The 16,319-nt window shown below is 45.7% G+C and carries 15 protein-coding genes; 6 read left to right on the forward strand and 9 right to left on the reverse strand.

The window, feature by feature from the left end:
* Positions 1-29 precede the first annotated feature (29 nt).
* The 4 genes from K429_RS0122010 to K429_RS0122025 all read right to left on the reverse strand — a co-directional run bounded on the left by K429_RS0122010 (position 30) and on the right by K429_RS0122025 (position 3,694).
* Positions 30-1,226 carry an MFS transporter gene (locus tag K429_RS0122010; RefSeq protein ID WP_029328055.1) on the reverse strand — a complete coding sequence of 399 codons (1,197 nt, stop codon included), beginning with the start codon at positions 1,224-1,226 and terminating at the stop codon, positions 30-32.
* A 171-nt stretch (positions 1,227-1,397) separates the two neighbouring features.
* On the reverse strand, positions 1,398-1,868 hold the full coding sequence (locus tag K429_RS0122015; RefSeq protein ID WP_029328057.1) for an HU family DNA-binding protein: 471 nt from the start codon (positions 1,866-1,868) through the stop codon (positions 1,398-1,400).
* Between the two features lie 225 nt (positions 1,869-2,093).
* The gene (locus K429_RS0122020; RefSeq protein ID WP_007216281.1) at positions 2,094-2,321 is read right to left on the reverse strand and encodes a hypothetical protein; all 228 of its coding nucleotides are present in this window, start codon (positions 2,319-2,321) and stop codon (positions 2,094-2,096) included.
* A gap of 332 nt (positions 2,322-2,653) precedes the next feature.
* Entirely contained in the window at positions 2,654-3,694 is a 1,041-nt protein-coding gene (locus K429_RS0122025) for a site-specific integrase (RefSeq protein ID WP_029328059.1), read from the reverse strand.
* 198 nt (positions 3,695-3,892) lie between these two features.
* Here K429_RS0122025 and K429_RS0122030 point away from each other — a divergent pair, with 198 nt between their 5' ends.
* The 3 genes from K429_RS0122030 (at position 3,893) to K429_RS0122040 (ending at position 6,543) form a co-directional block, all read left to right on the forward strand.
* The gene (locus tag K429_RS0122030) at positions 3,893-4,627 is read left to right on the forward strand and encodes a DUF1349 domain-containing protein (RefSeq protein WP_029328060.1); all 735 of its coding nucleotides are present in this window, start codon (positions 3,893-3,895) and stop codon (positions 4,625-4,627) included.
* Between the two features lie 114 nt (positions 4,628-4,741).
* Positions 4,742-5,650 (forward strand): AraC family transcriptional regulator, encoded by a 909-nt coding sequence (locus K429_RS0122035; RefSeq protein WP_007216284.1) that lies wholly within the window; start codon positions 4,742-4,744, stop codon positions 5,648-5,650.
* A complete protein-coding gene (locus tag K429_RS0122040; RefSeq protein ID WP_029328062.1) occupies positions 5,647-6,543 on the forward strand; it encodes an AraC family transcriptional regulator in 897 nt (298 codons plus the stop codon). Before K429_RS0122035 ends, K429_RS0122040 begins: the two co-directional genes overlap by 4 nt.
* Here K429_RS0122040 and K429_RS0122045 read toward each other — a convergent pair.
* From K429_RS0122045 to K429_RS0122065, 5 genes are read right to left on the reverse strand one after another with little or no spacing between them, the layout of a single operon-like run.
* Positions 6,540-7,670 (reverse strand): VWA domain-containing protein, encoded by a 1,131-nt coding sequence (locus tag K429_RS0122045; protein WP_029328063.1) that lies wholly within the window; start codon positions 7,668-7,670, stop codon positions 6,540-6,542. The two genes, K429_RS0122040 and K429_RS0122045, sit on opposite strands and share 4 nt — an antisense overlap.
* Before the next feature lie 10 nt (positions 7,671-7,680).
* The gene (locus K429_RS0122050) at positions 7,681-9,897 is read right to left on the reverse strand and encodes a DUF5682 family protein (RefSeq protein ID WP_029328064.1); all 2,217 of its coding nucleotides are present in this window, start codon (positions 9,895-9,897) and stop codon (positions 7,681-7,683) included.
* Between the two features lie 39 nt (positions 9,898-9,936).
* Positions 9,937-11,016 carry an AAA family ATPase gene (locus K429_RS0122055; protein ID WP_029328066.1) on the reverse strand — a complete coding sequence of 360 codons (1,080 nt, stop codon included), beginning with the start codon at positions 11,014-11,016 and terminating at the stop codon, positions 9,937-9,939.
* Between the two features lie 11 nt (positions 11,017-11,027).
* Positions 11,028-12,506, reverse strand: coding sequence for a DUF5691 domain-containing protein (locus K429_RS0122060; RefSeq protein WP_029328067.1), 1,479 nt, complete (start codon positions 12,504-12,506; stop codon positions 11,028-11,030).
* On the reverse strand, positions 12,493-13,821 hold the full coding sequence (locus tag K429_RS0122065) for an SWIM zinc finger domain-containing protein (protein WP_029328068.1): 1,329 nt from the start codon (positions 13,819-13,821) through the stop codon (positions 12,493-12,495). Before K429_RS0122065 ends, K429_RS0122060 begins: the two co-directional genes overlap by 14 nt.
* A gap of 199 nt (positions 13,822-14,020) precedes the next feature.
* Here K429_RS0122065 and K429_RS0122070 point away from each other — a divergent pair, with 199 nt between their 5' ends.
* The 3 genes from K429_RS0122070 (at position 14,021) to K429_RS0122080 (ending at position 16,292) form a co-directional block, all read left to right on the forward strand.
* Complete coding sequence (locus K429_RS0122070) at positions 14,021-14,956, forward strand: homocysteine S-methyltransferase family protein (RefSeq protein ID WP_029328069.1); 936 nt, start codon at positions 14,021-14,023, stop codon at positions 14,954-14,956.
* A gap of 71 nt (positions 14,957-15,027) precedes the next feature.
* The gene (locus tag K429_RS0122075; protein ID WP_029328071.1) at positions 15,028-15,558 is read left to right on the forward strand and encodes a DUF4375 domain-containing protein; all 531 of its coding nucleotides are present in this window, start codon (positions 15,028-15,030) and stop codon (positions 15,556-15,558) included.
* Positions 15,559-15,656: 98 nt separating this feature from the next.
* A complete protein-coding gene (locus K429_RS0122080) occupies positions 15,657-16,292 on the forward strand; it encodes a SagB/ThcOx family dehydrogenase (RefSeq protein ID WP_029328072.1) in 636 nt (211 codons plus the stop codon).
* Positions 16,293-16,319 lie beyond the last annotated feature (27 nt).

Below are 16,319 nucleotides of genomic sequence, written 5' to 3' on the forward strand. Positions count from 1 at the left end.
ATTATAAAGTTAAAACCACTTCTTATTTCTTATGCAGCCATTTCCATTCTGATTTGTCTTTCGGATTGTGTAGCACGTATTCTTAATACGACGAATACAATGCTTAAAACAAGGAAAACCAAAGATCCGATGACGGAATAACGCGTATTGAAGAAGGTGATAAACAATCCGCAGACGGCTGCACCTACTGTAGTACCGAGATTGGCAGACAATAAATACAGTCCGTTGGCAAAATCCGGTGCTTCGGGAGCGGCATGCGTTATCATGTATTGCATGGTGTTCTGTCCGTATCCTGCCAGAATTCCCAGGATCAGAATGATAACTGCCATTGCCATCAGCCATTCCCCGAAAGCGAATACTCCTATATAAAAGGCCAGTAGTGCCAAAGGAATCATTATCATACTACGTACCGGATTGACCGCCAGTTGCTTTCCGGCTATTACATTTCCTATTATATTGGCCAGTCCATAAATCAGTAGCATTGTACTGATTACGGTGTACGAAACCCCGGTGATTGTCTTCAAGTAATCGGACATATAGCTGAAGAATCCGAATAAGGCTCCGTTAATCAGCGTGATAGCAAGAATGGAGTACCAGACTACTTTCTTTTTTAATACACTGAGTTGTGTACCGTAGGACAGTTTCTCTTTGACCGGCATAGAAGGTACAAACAGGATGGTTGCAACCAGTACCAGTGCATTTACAACGGTGAAGAATAACATGCCCATTGAATATGAAACTTCACTTGCAATGTAGCTTGTCACCGGTACTCCCAGCACCATACCAGCTGATACGCCGATGAATACCTTTGCTACCGCCTTTGGTGCCTTTTCCTTACTGACAGATGCTGCCGCTACCGTGAAAGCCATAGATACATATACCGGATGAAGGAATGCCGGGAGTGCACGGGATATCAGCAACACCGTAAAATTAGTGGTCATCATGGAGATGACATTACTTAATGTAAATAATCCCAGTGCCAGTATCATCACCTTTTTCCGGTTGATACCCGAAAATAGTAAAGGGGTGATGGGAGCGGATATTGCTACTACCAGCGCAAATATACTGACCGTCCAACCCGCTTCCGGAACAGTTACTTGAAAGTTCTCGGCTATCAGGGGCAAAATTCCAATCACACCCATTTCGGTATTGATTATTCCGAATACACCGGTTGTGAGGATGAATACAAGTAGGGTACTTGAATTGAGTTTGAATTTATTCTTCATATATTTCTTTTTTGTACTGCAAAGGTCGGGGAAACGTAGCATTTCCTTTGTAGATAAATTACGGATATGATAACCCCAAATACAGTTTCTTATAAATGCAAAAGCGCCCCGCTGCATCATCATTGTGCAGCGGGGCGCTTTTTTTGAATAGAGGTGCGTTGCGTTGTCTTCTTATCCCAACGGGTCTTCTTCTAAGCCACCGTCTCCGCCGCTCGGTTTACCGGAACCGGTGCCGTCAAGACCACTGATGGAACTGACGTTGGTCCACGTCACATTCTCGCCGATGAGGGCGCGGGTGATGGCGCTGCCTTGGCGGCGCGACTCGGGGATGAAGCGGACGCGAGTACCGGAGATTTGGTTGGCGTTCACCTTCTCGGCGCTGTCCACGCCCTTGCCGTTGGAGATGCAGGTGTAGTAGAAAGTGCCCAGACCTTCCACGTGGACGGTGCGACCGGTGTTCATACTGCTCCCCAGCACCAGGCCGAGGGCTTCGAGCGTGGCCTTACTGTCGGCGCTGCTCACAGTGGAGATGAGGGCGATTTGCTTGCAAAGCTCGTCCATCTCGATAGGTTTACCCACGCTCACGGCCTGGGGATGCCACTTCTTGGACATCTTTTTGTAAATAGGTTTGAAAAATGCCATACGTTATGGTTTTTAAGTAAAACATGCCCTGTAGACCATTCTGAAGGGGGTGGGAGACTTATAAGAAGTGTCATCGATACTTGTGCTAAGTGTCACGGACACTTGTGCTAAGTGTCGGGCATACTTGTGCTAAGTGTCAATGACACTCTTTAGAGGCTTCTATGGTTCATCTTGGCTGTCAGGATTTATTTAATTATTGCTTGCTGAAAGTATTTCAGTTGATGATTAGGGGGATTTATCGCATATTCCACAGATTTGTTCATAAGGGACGCATGCACAGCTATGGTTGTCCAGATAACGCAGTGCCACATAAGGAACTACTTCACAGGAGATGCGCAGATGCAAAGTAGCAATCACTTCCGCAAGGCGTGGATGAAAGGAGTAATCTCGCCCATTGTATATCTGTACCCATACATGGTCTCCTTTCTTGATGTGTAGTTCTGTATTCTTCATAAGTTGTATAATTAATGTGATTGTGTGGGGTTACTTGCATAGTAACGGCAGACAACTATAGTGGTGCAGGTTGAAAAAGCGTTTTTGGACGGCACCCAACCCAGGAATGAGCATATAAATAGAAGTTGTCTTGGTAATAAGGCGCACAAATAGTGCATCCGTTTTCAGGGATTGAAGGCGGAATTATATTTCGTATATCTATTAGGATAGTGAAGAGGAGTCCAGATAGTAAAATATAAGATTAAATAGCTGTTTTATTAGCATTCGTTTGCTTCTTTGTCAAAAAGTATGCATCTTTGTATGTGACTTTTGCCGTTACTATGCAAGTAATATCACCTCAATAAAGTGCCGTACAACATGTTGACACTATCGACTTTCTTCTTTTTACTTCCTTTCACTAAGGCAATCACTTGTCTGTTTACTTTGTCTATTACCTCCGCATCAAAGGGCTTCAGATAACTCATCGTCACCCGTATGGACGAATGTCCCAACGACTGGCTGATAAGTCCCAGAGGTGTTCCGCTATGATAAGCCAGCGTCGCCCACGTATGGCGGGCGGTATACGAACTCACGGAAACACCGGGCAGAAGTTTCTTCATCAGCTGTGCCAGTTCCCGGTTGAAGCGGCGCAGTGTATCCTGATAAAGATGATACCGTTCTTTACCCGGAGATGCCTCATTCAGTATCGGGAACAAATACTCCGATTCAGCCCTGTTTCTGTACTTTTGTAGCAACCGGAATGCGTCCGGCGGCACGTCCACCACCATCAATTTACCTGTCTTGTGACGCCGGTAGACGATACGCCTGCCTTGCAAGTTCTGTTTCCGCAAATGTGCCAGGTCGATGAAAGGCATACCGCGAAGCATGAACATCAGCATGAAGCAAGCAAGTACACGCTGTTGCGGTAGCGACAACGCACAGAATTCTGTAGTTTCTAACTGTCGCATCTGACCCGCTGTTAGTGCCCGCTTGGTGCGCGACTCTACTTTGGTATACAATTCCTTGAACAATACCGGATTGTAGTCTACCATGCCGGGCGGCATCCAACGGTTATACACTGCCTGAAGCGTGCGCATGTAAGTGGAAATAGTGTTCGGACTACATTCACATTCCGTTAGCCATGTCTCATACTCCTTCAGTCGCTCCGGTGTAAAGACATCCTGTATCGGTGCAAGGACGTTCGACATTGATGTCGGATCGTTTCGCATCGGTGCAGAGGCATTCCAAAAACGGGTAAAAGAGCGCAGTACACTCCGGTAAACATGTGCTGCCGGAAATTTCCCTTCTTTTTCCAGGTCGGCAATTACCGTCTCCATGTAGTCAGTCAGGTTATCACCTGCTGACACTACATTTTTCTTTTCTTTATCTTCCATAACGGTACTAAAATTAATCTTCACCAAAACAGGCACAAGTTCAGCAATGTTTATGAGAATAAAGAATAACCTGTTCCTGCTGTTCGCCAATAGGCATCGTAAATGATGTTTTAGTTTCTTTTCCGTTTAATTAGTATACTCTTACGAAGAAAGCCGATGGATGTGTCTATTTTTGTCCGAAACTAATACAATACATTTATGAAAAAACTTAGCTATCTCGTTTTATTTTTCCTGTTAGCTATCCCTGCATCGGCGCAGAATCAGTTCAAGTTGAGCTCTATTCCTTTTCTTCTTTCCTGGCATAACACGCCTAAATCCTTTCAGGTGACAGATATTAATAAGCGCATTTCCACCATTCCGCACAATCTGATTATCCACAACCGCCCTGTTGATTATGAAATAGAAAAAGACCGGATCAGCATAACTGCGGCAGGAAAGACGAATCTTTTCAACAGCCCTTCCGGGAAGTCGAAGGTTGCGAACGCCCCGCTTATCCTGTTTGAGCCGGAAGCTGATTTTACAATGAGTGCACGGGTTACAGGCAAATTGAAGTCGGTCTATGATGTAGCTGCCCTTGTCATTTATCAGGATGATGATGTCTGGGCGAAATTCTGTTATGAGAACTCGGTTCATCTTCAGCCGACAATTGTTTCCGTTGTCACCCGTACTTTCTCTGATGACTGCAACTCCATGCCGGCAGGCGATTACGCATATATGGCAGTAGTGAAGAGGGGATCGGAATATTCATTCTTCTACTCCTCTGACAATAAAAACTGGTTGATGGTCAGGAATTTCAATCTTGGGACGAAGGGGAAGATTAAAGTAGGTTTCGCGGCACACGGTTCTCGTGGTGATGGCTTTACGGGAGTATTCAGTGAGATAAAATATCAGCCGAAAGCTTTGGATGATATGCGAATGTTGTCTTTGTTTTGAAGCTGTATCCTGAAATTTGTACCCTTATTACGGATATGATAACCCCAATTACAGATACCTGATTTCTCAATTGAAATAATTTCTATCTTTGTTGCAGTTCAAATACTTATGAATATGGATAGAGTTATAAAATTAGATAATGTAGATCACTATAACAGTCTCTACGGATTGGAAACCCTGCATCCTCTGGTGAGTGTGGTGGATCTTACCAAAGCAACCAAATCGGTCAATCATATCCAAATGACTTATGGTCTCTATGCACTCTTTCTGAAAGGAGCTAAGAACTGTGATATCAAGTATGGTCGCCAGCATTATGACTATCAGGAAGGAACCATCGTTTGCTTTGCTCCCGGCCAGACCGCCGGAGTAGAGATGCTGAATGATGTAGTGCAGCAAGAAGTGTACGGCATCCTCTTTCATCCCGACCTGATTCGCGGAACCTCCCTCGGAAAGACAATAAAGGATTATACTTTCTTCTCTTATTCAGTAAGCGAGGCTTTGCACCTGTCCGATCAGGAAAAAGAGACTGTGATGGATTGCCTGAAAAAGATCAGCATCGAGCTGGAGCATCCTATTGATAAGCATAGTAAAGCATTAATTGCTATGAATATCGAGCTTCTGCTCAATTACTGTATGCGGTTCTATGAACGCCAGTTCATCACCCGGAGCGGCGCCAATAAAGACTCTCTTACCAAGTTTGAGCAACTTCTGGATGAATATTTCAGAAGCAATCTTCCTGTACAGGATGGCTTGCCGTCCGTGAAATACTTTGCGGATAAAATCTATCTCTCGCCCAATTATTTCGGTGACATGATTAAGAAAGAAACTGGTATGACACCTCAGGAGCATATTCAGATGAAAGTGATCGAACTGGCTAAAGAACATATCGTTGAAACGGACGAGACAATCAGTGAAATTGCTTACACCTTGGGATTTCAATATCCGCAACACCTCAGTCGCCTGTTCAAAAAACGTGTCGGCTGTACGCCCAATGAATATAGACTGCAAAATGTACAGTTTTGAAAAAGGATATATTGAACATAGAGACCGTACACCAGTGCAATTGCTGTTTGGGAAATAAGACCTTACATCCGTTGGTGAGCGCCATTGACTTATCTAAAGCCAATGTGATGCAGCGTACTATCAAGTTCGATTTCTACACCATCTTACTGTTGGAATGCGAATGTGAGGATTTCATCTACGGGCGTAAATATTACGACTATTCTAATGCAACAATGATTTTCCTGACTCCTGGACAATCCATCAATATCAACGAAGGAAAGGCATTTCCCCGAAAGGGCTGGTTGTTGGCTTTTCATCCCGACTTGCTTTGCAGCACTTCATTAGGGCGGAACATTAAGAATTACTCTTTCTTTTCTTATCATCTGAATGAAGCGTTGCACCTTTCCTTGCGCGAAAAGGATAAAGCAATTGAATGTATGTACAATATTGAGAAGGAACTGCAACATGCAATAGACTGTCATAGCAAGACCTTGATTTCAAGATATATAGAACTCCTGTTGGATTATTGTTCCCGTTTCTATGACCGTCAGTTTATCACTCGGAATGAAGTCAATAAGGTGATATTGAACAAGATGGATATTGCGTTGGATGACTATATCCAGTCCGGACAATTGAAAAACGGTGTATTACCCTCTACAAAATACTGCGCAGATATACTTCATTTATCTCCCCGTTATTTCAGCGATTTATTGAAGTTTGAAACGGGGAAGAATCTGGATGAATACTTCCAGTTGAAAAGGCTGGAAGTCGCTAAGGAGATGCTATTAGGCAAAGGCGATACAGTAAGCTCGGTTGCTGAAAAATTGGGCTATCCAAGCGTACAATATTTCAGCAACCTGTTTAGAAAACTGGTAGGGGTATCTCCCTGCGAATATAGATTGTCACAAAATTAAGTGCTCTTGACATTCTGCGATACCCACATTCCTATATCCTGCTTACTGAGTGCCGCCGCCATCAGGTCGGGGAACCTATCGGGCGTACAAGCAAAGGTAGGTACACCGATATTTGCCAGAAATTCTGCATGATTTTTGTCATAAGAAGGGGCACCGTCATCATTCAGGGCGGGCAGTACGATAAGTTGCACGCCACTGTTCACCAGTGATACGAACTTCTTTCGCATTTCTCTCGGATCGCCCCCTTCATACAAGTCGGTCACCAGTACCAGCACCGTATCTTGCGGACGGGTGATTACTCCCTGGCAATAGGTCAGGGCGCGGGCGATATCCGTACCGCCACCCAACTGTACACCGAAGAGTAAGTCTACCGGATCTTGCAAGTCATCGGTAAGGTCTACCACAGCCGTATCAAATACCACCATCCGCGTGTTCACTGCCGGAATGGAAGCCAGTACAGACCCGAAGATTCCGGAGTAAATGACGGATGTCCCCATTGAACCGCTCTGGTCCAGACAGAGGATGATGTCTTTCATCGCTTTCCGTTTTCTGCCGTAACCGATACGGACTTCCGGGATGATAGTCTTGTATTCCGGTTGGTAGTTTTTCAAATTCTTGGTGATGGTGGTCTTCCAGTCTATCTCGTTATAACGTGGATTTCTCCGCCGTGCAGAACGGTTGAGCGCTCCCGTCACAGCCTGTTGGGTAGGGGCGGAGAGCTTGCGTAGCAGTTCGTCCACCACTTTGCGGACTACCTGCCGTGCCATTTCCTTATTCTTTTCAGGAATAACCCGGCTGAGTGACATCAGTGTAGCTACAAGATGCACATCCGGCACTACCGTTTCAAGCATTTCCTTTTCCGTCAACAGTGAGGTGATATTCAGCCGTTTGATGGCATCGCGCTGAATGACCTGTACTACAGTCTGCGGAAAGAACTCACGGATATCTCCCAGCCAGCGGCTTACCTTTGGGGCGGATGATCCGAGTCCTCCGCGGCGGTCGCTGTCATATACGGCTTCTAATGACTGGTCGATGCGTTGCTCTTCCGGTGTCAGTGTGATACCCGTTCCATCGGCTTCGTTTCCACCCAGTATCAGGCGCCACCTTTTCAGATATTCTTCTTCCATTGTTTTCTCTTTACTTCGTTTCAATTCCTAATAACCGGTGAATCAAGGGAATCACCCTCACAGCTTCTTCTTCATTGTGTGAAGTTGCTGAGGCTGTTGCAGTCTGTATGCCGCCTGCACCGCCCGCCTTGGCTTTCTCACCCAACTTCCGGCGTTCTGCGGGACTGAATTCGCTGAACGTGCGTTTCAGTATGGGAAGCAGTTCCATGAAGGTTTCTTTTTCCTGCGAACATACCCAGGTATTTACCAGGTTCCACAAATTATCATCCAGCAGCAGAATGGAACCGGAAGAACGGAGGAAACCTTCGAACCAGTAGGCCATATCTGCCGGAGCATTACCGATGGAAGAATAATAACTAAGGGTATTTTGCGCTTCTTCGGCTGAAATGTCTCCCTTGTCGTTCAGCAGCCGTGTGGCATAGCCGGACAACAGCGGATGTACATTAACGGATGTACGCACCTGGCGGATGAATTCCAGCCACATCCTGTTCAGTTCCGGATCATTGAGAGTGGAAACTGCGTAATCCGTAGACACCAGTTTGTTGAGTATGTCCGTAGCGGCTTCCTCGTCTATATTGATACAAACAAGTACTCCACCTGCAAGGATACGGGCAATCATAGCTTGGAGCATATCGCCTACCTTTGAGAAATCCAGATTACGGACATTGCCGTAGCGGACGATATTTACCAGATCGGGTACTGCCTCCATCATCTCGATAATATCAGTGGAGGCGGCCGAGAGGCGGTCGAGTTGCATCGTCATGGCCTCCACTAAGTCCGGTAGATTGGCAGGGATTACCCGGTCGAGCAGCCGGGTGAGTTCCGGAAGCCGTATCTCTTTCGTCTGTTTGAGCAGAAACTTCTGCGTTGCTTCTTCCAGTGTATTTCCCCAGATAGCCTTTTCGATGATGCTTATAATCTGTTCCGGCTTATGGTAGAGTGTCCATTTTTCTTTGAAAGTACCTTTACCGTCAGTACCGCCCGGAATTGCCCAATCTATGTCGAGCAGGTGCAGGCGATGGAAGAAGATACTTCTATCCAGATCATTCGGTTTACGAAGGTCGAGAGTCAGCTCTTTGATTTCGGCTGTAAATGGAACACGCAGCCGTTTTTGAGTCTTTTCCACATCTACCAGCAAGGGAACTTTGGGTACATCGTCGGGAACACGTCCCAGACGGTTACTGATGATAAGTTCTTCCTTGATGATTTGTAAAAGGATATCGTCGCCAAAGCCCATGACGGTGGTGATGGCTTCATTAAACTCAGCCAGTGAAGGGGCGGGGAGATTGCGTAAAGCAGCCGTCACTTGTGCCAGACGCACAGTTTCGATGACATGGGCTACGGAGATATCCATATTCTTCTTGCGGAAAAGGGAAGCAGCCTGACTGATCCAGAGGGTACCGTCGTCCTGCGGATGATGCCAAAGATAATGATACCAGCCCGGGGATTCTATGCCGGCTCCGTATCCGCTGCGGAAAGCAAGCCGGTCGTATGTCCAGGGAATCCAGGTACATTCTATTTTTATTTTGGGCAGTCCTTTCAGCAGTTCGTTATCCTCTTTTACTTTAGGCATATTTTCGAGGACGGGCACATGCCAGGCACCACAGACCACGGCGATGCGTTCGAAGTTTTCTTTCTGTGCCGTGCGGATCATCTTACGCATCCAGGCTTCGCGGAGCTGGTCACGGGGAGAGGTATGTTCGGGAAGTTCCTCCCGCAATGCAGTTACGGCTTCTTTCACAGCCTGAAATACATCGGCACTGTCTTTACGGTGCTCGATGGTAGTTTCCCACCATGACTCCCCGTCTGTATATCCGGCCGCTTCTGCCAGATAGTCAAAAGGATCTCTGTATACGGTGGGGATAATCTCCTCCTGTTGCTCTTCGGTTGTATTATGGGGCTCCTGATTTTGCGCCATCGAATGTACCAGTGGTAAATCGAAGAAGCGTAACGGTACTTCGTTCCGCAGGGCATAAACTATCGTCTGCCATTCCGGAGAGAATTCGGCAAACGGATAGAACACCGCATTCTGTGGCTGGTCGGGTTGATAGGCGAGTAAGGCGACGGGTGGTTCCATCTGCTCATTCAGCACGCATGGAAGCAGAGTCTCGGCTTCTGCCGGACCTTCCAGCAAGATGAGATCGGGCTGAAGCTCTTGCAGGTATTCCAGTACGTTCCGGCATGAACCGGGACCGTGATGCCTTATTCCTAATAAGTGAATTGCCATTCTTTTAATCTTTTAGTTCGTATGATGGAGTGGGAGGTATCAGATCATATCCCTTGATGCACGGTAGATATCTTTCCATCCGTCGCGGTTCTTCACTACCGTCTCCATGTATTCCTGCCATACCACTTTATCCTGTACCGGATCTTTCACCACTGCTCCGAGAATGCCCGAAACAAGGTCTTCGGCATGTATCTGTCCGTCTCCGAAATAACCTGCCATGGCCAGACCGTTATTTACCACCGAGATAGCCTCGGCCGTACTTAATGTACCACTGGGTGCTTTCAACTTCGTCTTTCCATCATTGGTAGCTCCCTGCCGCAGTTCACGGAAAATGGTTACTACACGACGGATTTCTTCAAGCGCAGGTTTCTCTGCCGGAAGTTGCATCACCTTTTCAAAGCTTTCCACGCGGCGGCGTACAATGTCTATCTCTTCGTCAATCGTATCCGGCAAAGGGAGAATAACGGTATTGAAACGGCGTTTCAAGGCACTCGACAGATCATTGACTCCTTTGTCGCGGTTGTTTGCTGTTGCAATGATATTGAAACCGCGTATCGCTTGTACTTCTTTATTCAACTCCGGAACCGGAAGTGTTTTCTCCGAAAGAATCGTGATCAGAGTATCCTGCACGTCAGAGCCGATACGTGTCAACTCCTCGATACGTCCTATCTTGCCTTCCTGCATGGCCTTCATTATTGGGGTTTGCACCAGTGCGCCTTCACTGGGTCCTTCTGCCAGCAGTCGGGCATAGTTCCAACCGTAGCGGATGGCTTCTTCTCCTGTTCCGGCAGTACCTTGCACTATCAGTGTGGAGTTACCGGAAATGGCAGCAGCAATATGCTCGCTCACCCAGCTTTTCGCCGTACCGGGAAGTCCGTATAGCAGCAATGCGCGGTCTGTTACCAGGGTAGCTACTGCTATCTCCATCAGACGGCGGTTACCTATATATTTAGGTGAAACTTCAAATCCGTTCTTCAGTTTGCCACCCATCAGATAGGTGACTACCGATTGCGGAGACATTTCCCAATTTTCGGGAACAGAGTTTGTTTCATTCTTTTTCAGTTCGTGCAGCTCTTCTGCGAATTGCTGTTCGGCATGTTGTCTAAGTAAGGTACTCATATTGTTTTGTATTATTTATTGTCATTAAACAAGCTGTTTATTTTTTCTTTCATTCTCATATACTCCGCTGTCAGTCGGCAGAATTTGGCAATGGCATGGTCGGCATCGTATGCCACTGCCTGTTGTTCCACTTTGGGCAACATCTCCGGAGGAAAGTATAGCGATAGGCGTTCTGCCATCTCTTTCGGATAATAGTAATAATTGCTATGGAACAATCTTTGTAAAGCTCGTGTGGAGAATTTTATTCCCCATTGCGTCCCGTCCGCATTATACCAGGGTTCGGGAATATAATTGCTCTTGCTGTCTGTCTGGAAGTTGATTTCCTCCCGTTGCTCCGGCGTCAGTAATCCCATCAGCGAAGAGGCGTAGGCTTCATTTGAATCTTCTTTCAGGGTTTGATACGCCCACAGATTGCCACCGAAGTTTTCTATCGGCTGGCATAAGTTGAAGTAGGAACCGAATGGTGGCTTCTTTGCCAGTTTTGCGGCGGCTTTCTCCGGTGAACAGTCGTAGAACTCTGCCCAGAAACTGAGTGGTACACGTTCGGCGAGTTGGCGGAGCAGAAACTCTTCATCTTTTTCTTTCTTGTTGGAACTGACCTCTTCCAAACCCAATTTCTTCATCTCAGGTGTAAAGGTGATTTTATCGTATGACCAGCCCAGTAACATCTTATAATGAAGTTTTCCACGCAGCAGGTCACAGTATGTTTTTACCAGTTCCGAGTCGGGCAGACTGCATAACAGGCGACGGGCGGTTTCTTTTACATTACTGCTTCGGTCGGTAGTGGCAATCTCTTGCAGGAAGTTTTCATCCGCTTTACTCAGATTGGCGCGCAGGCATTGTATCAATTCGTCGCGGTGGGCGGCAGATTCATTTTTCAGTTCGGTTTGCAGCAAGGCAAGTCCCTGTCCGGGGTTCTCTTTTCTCAGGCGTTGCAGTATCCGCTTCCGTTCTTCATGCGAGGCTGTTTCCCAAGTTTCGTTTCCGGTATCTCCCCAGTCCGGTAATTCCATGTGGCTAAGCAGCCAGCGTCCACGGTTACCTGTTAAGGAAGAAAGCAGTGCTTGCTCTTCGTGCTTATCGGGATTATTGCGGTCGTAGGCATGTGAGATTAGCGTCCGCAGATAGAATGGCGGAATAAGCTTGTTGCACCGGGCAGCTTTCCGGTAGGCATATAATAAAAGATGCCGGTTCTGTTCATTGACCATCTGAATCAGCAGGTCGCCAACATTCCGGTCGAAATAGGGTAGACTGTCATCCGGAGCTTCATTCATGGCGATAGCTTCTCCGGCAGGTAACGGTTCCATTCCGGCACGGCTGTAGGCGAAAGTCAGGGCTGAAAACTGATAGAAAGCGTCTTCCGCATCTTCGCTCTTTTCTTGCAGCAACCGGAAGTTTTCTTCCAGAGTTTCCGGTAAACCGTTTGGAATGAATTCTTTGGCAGCGGTTCCCAATAAGGCTGCATTAATGATTGGTTCAGTTACGTTCATCTCTCCAAATATAATAGTCAGATTGATACCACATTGAATTTAGCTCCCAGCAATTGGCGTCTGCCAGAAAGAAGGCGGCAAACGGCTTTCCACCCGTGACGGACAGGATGTCTGTTCGGGTGATGTCTTGCATCTGCACAGGCATCAGTTCATTGTTTGCATCCTGCACACAGAGTTGTTTCCCTTGAACAGCCAGTCGCAGATTTTCTACTAATACGGGTACATTTTCGGCAAATGGGTTCTGTTGCAGGGCTTCCCTGTATCGGGCGGTTGCTTCTTGCAGATTCGCACAGAAATGCGGGATAACCGCTTCTTCGGATAATTCACATTCTTTGAATAAGGCTCGAAGACTGCCTACTCCTTTATAATAACAGAGTTTTCCGTCGTAGGTACTTCCGGGAACAAGATTGAATTCCGCCAAGGTTCCGGGAGCTGTGAAACTGAGATAGATGGCGAAACGATTACTCCGACATCCGTATAGCCAGTAAATATCATTATTCAGCTCGTTTATCTTCTGACTTCTCTTATGGAGTACCAGCCACTGGTCGGTAATTGTTTCACCCGCCAGCACATCCTCTTTTGCTTGCGGATAACCTATCTGTGTGCGGATTTCCTGTTGCCACTCTTCCGGTTGCAGGTCCAGGTTCCGGTAACTCTTCATCAGGAGGTAGAGTTTTCCGAGTTGGTCGGTTAACTTGTATTTCCAACTTTCCTCGTAGAAGTTTATTTCCTGAATGGCTTTCAACCGATTGGCAAGTCCGGGAGCCTGGGCGTCGACCATACGGCGGGCAATACCGTCGAAAAGAGTATAAGCCCGTTCCGGTATATTGATTAACCCGTTGCGTAGCAGGTCTTTCAGCCAAATCTCCAGTTCATCAATACCGTTCAGCACCTTTTGGTGGCGCATAGCCTGACGTTTGGCTTGTGCTGCTTCATCTACAGGCGTGTCGCTTTTGGCTTTCTGTTCCTTCTTTTCGGCTTTTTCTTCCCGCTTGGAAAGCCAGGAAGTCACCCATTCCGGTTCGTCCGCTTCTTTGAACTGCTCAGCCTGTGCGGCATATAAAAATAAGAGTCCCAATCCATGTTTGCATGGAAACTTCCGGCTGGGACAGGAACATTTGAATGCTACGTTTTTTGTATCGATTACGGTCTGGTATGGAGTTTTCCCACTTCCTTGGCAATGCCCCCAGATAGCACGGTCACTGTGTTCCAGCAACACCCACTTGGCTCTTGTCGCCAACCCTTTTCCGGCTTTTACGGAGGCTGCATCCGGGGCTAATTGTATGATTTGTTCTTCTGTTAGATTTAATAACATGATAATCTTAGTCAGCTATTAGTGTGTTTTTAGATTGCAAGTATAATGCTTTTTTTCTGTTTTTCAGATTTTTCGAAGAGAAGAGTTTTCTGTTTTTACCGGAAATCATTTGATCCGTATTCTTAAAGCCGGGAAAGATTCTGTAACTTTGCGGCAACAGGCATCACATACCTGCGAGTAATATATAAAACCGACTTGTATGGATTTTGAAACTTGCATAGCCTCTCATTCTTCAGTTCTGATGGAGGGGGCATTGGGAGAACGATTGAAGCGTGAGTATGGTCTCACCATCAATGGCAGTGTAGCTATGGCTGATTTGATTTATAGTCAACAGGGGCGGCTGGCATTGGAAACTCTTTGGCGGGGCTACATGGGGATTGCTGAAAAATACAATCTACCGTTCTTGGCTACCACTCCGACCAGACGGGCTAATAAGCAGCAAGTTATTCAGGCCGGATATGATGAGGCTATTATTGAGGATAATGTCAGGTTTCTCCGTAAGATAAAGGAGACATCAAATATTGAAATGTATATTGGCGGTCTGATGGGGTGTAAAGGAGATGCTTATACAGGCGCCGGTGCTCTGAACATTGAGGAAGCTCACGACTTTCATCATTGGCAGGCACAACTATTTAAATTTGCGAAAGCAGATTTTTTGTATGCAGGAATTATGCCTGTGCTGACCGAGGCAATGGGTATAGCGAGGGCTATGTCCGATACCGGAATCCCCTATATCATTAGTTTTACCATTCAAAAAGACGGGAAACTCATTGATGGGCATACCATCGACTATGCTATCCGCTTTATCGACGATAATGTATCTCGCAAACCGGTGTGCTATATGACAAACTGTGTACATCCCTGCATCGTTTATGAAGCTCTTGCGCACAACTTCAACCAAACCGAGGCTGTCCGGACGCGGTTTATCGGTATTCAGGCCAATACTTCCGCTTTGTCTTATAGTGAACTGGACGGTTCCGCTGATCTGCAATCTTCTTCTCCTGCCGACTTGGCTGAAGGTATGATGAAATTGAAATCAGAATATGATTTTAGGATATTTGGCGGCTGTTGCGGAACGGATGATACACATATGGAAGAAATCGCTAAGTCTATATCTTGCGGAGCATTGTCCTGATGCTTTCGGTCTTTTCCGAAAAGAGTGAATTTGAATGAGTTAATTTTGACTATATCTTAAATTATATTATTATGCTTACTTGGTTCTTGAATTTGCTTGGTTTTAAGAAAAAAAATATTGGTAAAGGTATTTCTGAAGATTATGAGCCTATTACTCAAGAGTTGATAGATGCAACTCCTGAAGATGAGCTATATACTAAAATTATGTGGAGCTTGCTTAGCGACGAAGTTTGGTTTAGCGATTCACAAAAGGCTTTCTCTCTTATTTATGAATTGGATGGAGAAGTTTGTAACGGAGGATTTAATCAATACTATTTCAATCCGTCGGGTGAGGATCGGTATGAAGTTGAAAAGGCTTTGGAATTGATTGGAGCTATTGACTTCTCTAGTCTTATGAGACGAGCTAATGCTTGTTACGAGACAATAAAACCAGAATTAGAAAAGTTTGATGACGGTACATCGGAAAATTTTAGTAAAAGTTATGAGGATAATCCTCTGACAGAATTTGATAATGAATATTATGAGTTGAATAATGGAGGCCGTCTTTTTGTATTGATGTCACAATTTGTAAAGAAACATCCACAGGATTTTATTAGTAAGTAAATTAAAGCCTATCTAAAAGAGAATACTATAATGCTCAAAAAATGAAAATTCATTCCTTTTTTGTATATTTGCCTCTTAACTTTTAAAATACCACAGTTATGAGAAAAGTACAACTATTGTTAGTTTGTTTAGTGCTTTCAGTGGCTGCTTCTGCTGCTGATAAGGTAGTTAAGTTACCCAAACCCAATTTGAATCGTGCCGGTACGGTAATGAAAGCATTGTCTGAACGTCAGTCTACACGTGAATATGCTTCGAAAGCATTGAGCCTTGCTGACTTGTCGGATTTATTGTGGGCTGCTAACGGAATCAATCGTCCGGAGTCTGGAAAGCGGACAGCTCCATCGGCTTTGAATAAGCAGGATGTAGATGTATACGTGATATTACCCGAAGGGAGCTATGTGTACGATGCGAAAAATCATCAGTTAAATCTGGTTTCTGAAGGAGATCATCGCGATGCTGTTGCAGGTGGTCAGACTTTTGTAAAAGCGGCTCCGGTATCTTTGGTACTGGTCAGTGATGTTTCCCTCTTTGGCGATGTTCAGAAACCACAAAATCAAGTGGTTGGAGCTATGGATGTTGGTATCGTTTCGCAGAATATCTCTTTATTCTGTGCTAATGCTAAATTGGCTACAGTGCCGCGAGGTTCGATGGATGCCACTCAGTTGAAGAAAGTATTAAAACTGAAAGATAGTCAGATTCCTATGTTGAATCATCCTGTAGGGTACTTTAAATGATAGAATAAGAAATGAGGGTGTGTCGGA

The sequence above is a fragment of the Bacteroides sp. 14(A) genome (assembly GCF_000526555.1).
GTDB lineage: Bacteria > Bacteroidota > Bacteroidia > Bacteroidales > Bacteroidaceae > Bacteroides > Bacteroides cellulosilyticus.

Bases quoted from the DNA above. Each gene is read 5' to 3' on its own strand.
- K429_RS0122010 (WP_029328055.1), bottom strand. From the start codon at position 1,226: ATGAAGAATAAATTCAAACTCAATTCAAGTACCCTACTTGTATTCATC.
- K429_RS0122015 (WP_029328057.1), bottom strand. From the start codon at position 1,868: ATGGCATTTTTCAAACCTATTTACAAAAAGATGTCCAAGAAGTGGCAT.
- K429_RS0122020 (WP_007216281.1), bottom strand. From the start codon at position 2,321: ATGAAGAATACAGAACTACACATCAAGAAAGGAGACCATGTATGGGTA.
- K429_RS0122025 (WP_029328059.1), bottom strand. From the start codon at position 3,694: ATGGAAGATAAAGAAAAGAAAAATGTAGTGTCAGCAGGTGATAACCTG.
- K429_RS0122030 (WP_029328060.1), top strand. From the start codon at position 3,893: ATGAAAAAACTTAGCTATCTCGTTTTATTTTTCCTGTTAGCTATCCCT.
- K429_RS0122035 (WP_007216284.1), top strand. From the start codon at position 4,742: ATGGATAGAGTTATAAAATTAGATAATGTAGATCACTATAACAGTCTC.
- K429_RS0122045 (WP_029328063.1), bottom strand. From the start codon at position 7,670: ATGGAAGAAGAATATCTGAAAAGGTGGCGCCTGATACTGGGTGGAAAC.
- K429_RS0122050 (WP_029328064.1), bottom strand. From the start codon at position 9,897: ATGGCAATTCACTTATTAGGAATAAGGCATCACGGTCCCGGTTCATGC.
- K429_RS0122055 (WP_029328066.1), bottom strand. From the start codon at position 11,016: ATGAGTACCTTACTTAGACAACATGCCGAACAGCAATTCGCAGAAGAG.
- K429_RS0122060 (WP_029328067.1), bottom strand. From the start codon at position 12,506: ATGAACGTAACTGAACCAATCATTAATGCAGCCTTATTGGGAACCGCT.
- K429_RS0122065 (WP_029328068.1), bottom strand. From the start codon at position 13,821: ATGTTATTAAATCTAACAGAAGAACAAATCATACAATTAGCCCCGGAT.
- K429_RS0122070 (WP_029328069.1), top strand. From the start codon at position 14,021: ATGGATTTTGAAACTTGCATAGCCTCTCATTCTTCAGTTCTGATGGAG.
- K429_RS0122075 (WP_029328071.1), top strand. From the start codon at position 15,028: ATGCTTACTTGGTTCTTGAATTTGCTTGGTTTTAAGAAAAAAAATATT.
- K429_RS0122080 (WP_029328072.1), top strand. From the start codon at position 15,657: ATGAGAAAAGTACAACTATTGTTAGTTTGTTTAGTGCTTTCAGTGGCT.